The 5116-nt window shown below is 63.8% G+C and carries 5 protein-coding genes; 1 reads left to right on the top strand and 4 read right to left on the bottom strand.

Features of this window, described 5'->3' with window-relative positions; translation table 11 throughout:
• The 4 genes from A5636_RS11265 to A5636_RS11250 all read right to left on the bottom strand — a co-directional run.
• Positions 1-574: PE family protein (locus tag A5636_RS11265; protein WP_155763761.1), on the bottom strand; the 574-nt coding region annotated here is incomplete at its 3' end.
• A 100-nt stretch (positions 575-674) separates the two neighbouring features.
• Entirely contained in the window at positions 675-2186 is a 1512-nt protein-coding gene (locus A5636_RS11260; protein WP_065158718.1) for a flavin-containing monooxygenase, read from the bottom strand.
• Complete coding sequence (locus tag A5636_RS11255) at positions 2183-3982, bottom strand: flavin-containing monooxygenase (protein WP_065158717.1); 1800 nt, start codon at positions 3980-3982, stop codon at positions 2183-2185. The genes A5636_RS11260 and A5636_RS11255 overlap by 4 nt, the downstream gene beginning before the upstream one ends.
• Before the next feature lie 79 nt (positions 3983-4061).
• Entirely contained in the window at positions 4062-4679 is a 618-nt protein-coding gene (locus A5636_RS11250) for a TetR/AcrR family transcriptional regulator (RefSeq protein ID WP_065158716.1), read from the bottom strand.
• Between the two features lie 80 nt (positions 4680-4759).
• Between A5636_RS11250 and A5636_RS11245 the strand changes: the two genes are divergently transcribed.
• A partial coding sequence (locus A5636_RS11245) for a TetR/AcrR family transcriptional regulator (RefSeq protein WP_155763760.1) occupies positions 4760-5116 on the top strand: 357 nt, incomplete at its 3' end.

The following is a 5116-nucleotide window of genomic DNA, read 5'->3' as shown; positions in this document are numbered from 1 at the left end:
ATGTGGCACCGACACCGCCAGCGCCACCATGACCCCACAACAGCCCGCCGTTGCCGCCGGCGCCGCCCGCACCACCGTTGCCGATCAGCCCGGCGCTGCCCCCGCTGCCGCCGGCCTGGCCCGCCGCACCCGATCCGCCTCTACCACCGTTGCCGTACAACAAGCCGCCCGCTCCGCCGTTCTGTCCGGTACCGGCGATGCCGTCGACACCGTCGCCGATCAGCGGGCGACCCAGCACAGCGCGGGTCGGTGCATTGATCAAGTCGAGTGCCGCCTGCTGGAGCGGGTTCGCATTAGCCACCTCGGCTACGGCATAGCTGCCCGCGCCCGATGTCAACAACTGCACAAACTGCTGGTGGAACGCCTGCATCTGCTTACTGAGCACCTGGTATTCGCGGGCATGGCCGGCGAACAATTCGGCCAATCCCGCCGAGACCTCGTCCTGGGCCGCAGCAGCAATGACCATCGTCGGCGTTGAGGCCAGGGCATTCGCAGCTTTCAGCGCAGCCCCGATCCCTGCGAAATCGGTTGCGGCTGATGCCAGCAACTCCGGGACAATTGACACATACGACATTGCACACCTCCGCCGGTACAAATAATCAATCGATTGATCGTATGTGGTGACAGGCACTCAGCGGAGCGTTTTGTCAAATAATCAATCGTTTGATTGCTTCTTAGACCGACACGGTTTCCGTCTGGTGCACCCAGTCCCGGGACCGCAGGCGCCAGGTGCGCCGGGCATACTCCAACTCGGTGTAGGGCCACTGCGTCACGACACGTCCGCTCGGCGAGCGGAAGTAGCTGTCGCACTGGGTCCAAATACTCCGCTCCAGGTCGGCCGATAGCTGGTTGTTGAATCGCCGTTCGGCTTCGGGGCGGACGTCCACGTAGCCGCCCCGGCGCGCGATACGCACGACCGCGCTGGCCACCAGGCGCGCACCCGCCTCGAGGATGTAGACGATCGAGTTGCCGCCTTGGTTGGTATTGGGCCCATACAGCATGAAGAAATTCGGAAACCCCGCGACGGCCACACCAAGATAGGCGCTCGGATCCAAGCCCCAATGCTCATGCAGACGCTGCCCACGAGCACCGACGACTTCGATGCCGGACAGGTATTGCGACGTCTCGAATCCGGTCGCCAGCACCACGGCATCGACACGCGCCGCCTCGCCGCATGTAGTAACCACCGATGTCGTCGTGACGCGCGCGATGGGATCGGTGACCAGCGCAACGTTGTCCCGCTGCAACGCCCGGTAGAAATCGTCACCCAACAGCACACGTTTGCAACGAAACGGATAGTCCGGTGTCAGATCACGGCGCAAGTCCTCATCGGACACGCTGCGTCGCAAGAACGCGCCGGCGAACTGCGACCGCGCCTCCACGACGGGGTCATCAGTCATGGTGGCCGTATTGTCGTGCTGGAATTTCCAGATCTTCCAGCGCGTACGTCGCACCGCCAGTGGATTGCGCCGGAATTGCGCCAATTCCGTTGGGCTATAGGGTCGATCGTCTTTGGGCACCATCCACGGCGGAGTCCGCTGAAACACCGTCAGCTGCGCCACGGTCTCGGCGAGTTCGGGGATGACCTGCACTCCGCTGGCCCCGGTTCCGATCACCGCGACGCGTTTGCCGGCCAGATCCACCCCGTGATCCCACTGCGCGGTGTGCATCAATGCACCGCTGAAATCGCTGAGCCCAGGTATTTTCGGCATCTTCGGCGCCCCGAACAGTCCTACGGCGCAGACGACGACATCGACGGTGAGCGTCTGGCGAGCCGTGCCACGGTCGAGCTGCAACTCCCACTGACAGGAATCCGCACACCAGCGGGCGGCCCGGACCGCGGTGCCCAGCATCAGGTGGCGGCCCAGGTCGAATTTGTCGACGACGGATTCCAAGTAGGTCAATATCTCGGGTTGTCGGGCGTAGGTGCGACTCCAGGACTTGTTGGGCGCGAACGAGAACGAATAGAGATGACTCTGGATGTCACAGGCCGCGCCCGGATAGGTGTTGCGTCGCCAGGTTCCTCCGACCCCGTCGTCAGCTTCGATGATCACCAAGTCGTCGATGCCCGCGCGGCGCAGCGCCACCGCGGTACCCAGCCCACCGAACCCCGCACCGATGATCGCCACCTTGGGCGAAGGCCGCCGCCGGGTCGCAGCGCGAATCCGGCCGAGCAGGTACCTCATGGACCGTCCCGGCGGCGTATGTCCAACCCGGCCAGGTCCCCGGTCGCACGCCAGGACCGCAGGATGTCGGCGTACTCGGTAGGACCACCGAAGAAGAAGCTGCCCTGGCGAGTTTTGTTATCGGCCTTGCCTTCTCGGTTGTAATATCCGGGGGTGCAGGTCTTGGCCCGTTCAGCGGTCGCCGCCGAACGCTGCACCACCGATTCGACCCAGGCAGCTTCCGCGGCCGGCGACGCCTCCAGTTCGTCGACACCATTCTGCAGTGCATATGCGATGATCCAGGCCGCATGGGTGGCCTGGACGTCCAGCAGGTAAGGAAAATTCACCGTCAGCCCGGCTTGGGCAATGCTCTCGATAAAGCAGTTCGGAAAACCGTTGGCGCACAGGCCCTGAAATGTCCGCACACCGTCACGCCATCGCTCGCTCAGCGTGATCCCGTCGCGGCCGATGAGCTCAAAACCGGTAAGCCGGCAGTAGTCGGTGCCCACCTCGAAACCCGTCGCGAAGATAAGGCAATCCAGCTCATAGGTCGCGCCGTCCACCACCACACCCGATTCGGTGATCCGTTGCACCCCTTGACCGCGGGTATCGACCAGGGTCACGTTGTCGCGGTTGAAGGTCTGTAGGTAATCGTCGTGAAAGCAGGGCCGCTTGCAGAAATAGCCGTACCACGGCTTGAGCGCCTCGGCGGTCGCGCGATCCGTCACGATGCCGTCCACTCTGGCTCGGATCTCCTCCATCTTTGCAAAGTCCGCGATCTCGATATCCTGGGCGCGTTTGTCCTGGCTGACCGTCGCGGCCGAATCCTGGCGCATTACCGGAAGCTTGCGGGTGATGCTCGTCCACGCATCGGCAACCAGATCCTCCTCCGCCTGCCCGCCCGCGGTGAGGATCTGAAAGTTCTGAATACGCTCGCGCTGCCAGCCTGGCTGTAATGCATTGGCCCACCGATGGTCTGTCGGACCGTTGGCACGAATGTCCACCGACGATGGTGTGCGCTGGAAGACGAACAGTCGCTGGGCCGCCGCGCCCAGATGCGGCACACACTGCACCGCGGTGGCCCCGGTACCGATGATGCCCACCCGCTTGTGGGCGAGGTTCTCCAACCGCTCACCCGTATAGCCGTAGTCCCACCGGCTGGTGTGGAACGCGTGACCACGAAAGTCGGAGATACCGGGTATGCCCGGCAATTTCGGTTTGGCCTGATACCCATTGGCCATGGTGACGAACCTCGCCCGCATTTCGTCGCTGCGATTCGTTCGCACGATCCATCGGGAAATGTCGGCATTCCAACGGATCTCGTGTACATCAGTGTGCAGGCAGGCGTCACGGTAGAGGTCATAGCGTGCGGCGATGTTCCGGCAGTGCGCGAAGATCTCTGCGCCGCTGGCGTATTTGTGCGTGGGTAGGTAGCCCAGCTCCTCGAGAAGCGGGATGTACACATAAGACTCGACATCGCAAGCGATCCCCGGGTAGCGGTTCCAATACCAGGTACCCCCGACGTCTGCTGCTCGGTCGATCAGCCTGATGCTCTGCACCCCGAGTTCGCGGAGCCGCACACCCGTCAGCAACCCGCCGAAGCCGGCGCCGATGATCGCGACATCGACCTCGTCGGTGAGCGGCGCTCTGGTGAATCCGTCATCCGCCCAGGGGTCGTCGGCAAACCGGGCGAACTTCCCCGCGACCTCCACGTACTGCCCGATCCCGTCGGGCCGTAGCCGTCGGGCACGTTCCTCGGCGTACTTGCGCCGCAGTGCGTCGACATCGAACCCGAGTTCCACGGTCTCGGTTCCCACGGCATCGGTCAACTTGTCGCCCCACTTCTTGTGCGACCGACTCTATAATTAATCACTTGATCGCATCAAGGCATGCTTGTCATGCCCCGTCGAACAGGGCTCCTCTGACCATTGCCTTGGACGCAGCCAGCGCGGCCTGGAAATCCGCCGGTGGCAGGGTCGCTGCCACTTCGGTCAGGCCGTAGATGAGGGCATAGATGGCCTCTGCCACGGCCCGTGGGTCGACGTCCGGCCCGAGATCGCCCGTCCGGCGGGCGTCGTCGACGACGCCAACGATGATTTCCCGCATCGTTTCGAACCTGCCGCTGTCGCCCTGCTCGGCAACTACGAGGTTCTCCGCTCGGATCGCCCATTCGAATGCGGCCAGGTCTGGATATTCGCGAAGTAATTGGCCGCATTCGTCCAGCACCGCTTCGAGGCGCGCGATGGCGCCCTCTGACCGGGCCGCGGCCGCACGTAACCGCGGCAGGACGATCGCCTCGATCTCTTCGCCGGTGGCCGCGAGCAACTCGGCCTTGTTCGGAAAGTAGTGGTACAGACTGCCGCTGGTCATTCCGGCGGTACGGGCGATCTCGCGGATGGACGCCTGTGAATAGCCGACTTCGGCCACACAACGGATGGCCGCCGCGACGATCCGTTGTCGGGTCTGTTCGCCGCTGGCGCCCACCGGGCGGCCGAGCTGAGAGCCGACGGTCACCGGGTACCTCCGAACGGCGGAACTAACTGATCGGTCGAATATATTCGACCAGTCGAAGAGCCGCTGAGGACAGGACCCGTATGACCCGTAGCCAGTTGGGCCGTCCGGTAGGCGCGGTCGGTGAGCAGACGCGGCAACGCATCATCGCCGCGACCATGAAATGCGTCGCAGCGGTCGGCTACTCGCGGGCGACCATCCGCGAGATCGCCCGGATGGCCGACGTCACGAGTGCGAGCCTCTACAACTACTTCCCGAACAAATCGGAATTGCTCAATGCGGCGATCGCGACCAGAAACGACGCCGCCATGCCCCGGCTGCGCCGCGCGGCGAAAGGGCCCGGCGACATCGTCGGCCGGATCCAAGCGGTGCTCGACGAATGCGGCCAATTACTTCGCGAATATCCAGACCTGGCCGCATTCGAATGGGCGATCCGAGCG

The sequence above is a fragment of the Mycobacterium asiaticum genome (assembly GCF_001673315.1).
GTDB lineage: Bacteria > Actinomycetota > Actinomycetes > Mycobacteriales > Mycobacteriaceae > Mycobacterium > Mycobacterium asiaticum_B.
The sequence above is the reverse complement of the archived record's forward strand: the minus strand, read 5'-3'. Positions and strand labels throughout refer to the sequence as shown.

Coding starts and splice junctions, on each gene's coding strand:
- A5636_RS11260 (WP_065158718.1), bottom strand. CDS start 2,186: ATGAGGTACCTGCTCGGCCGGATTCGCGCTGCGACCCGGCGGCGGCCT.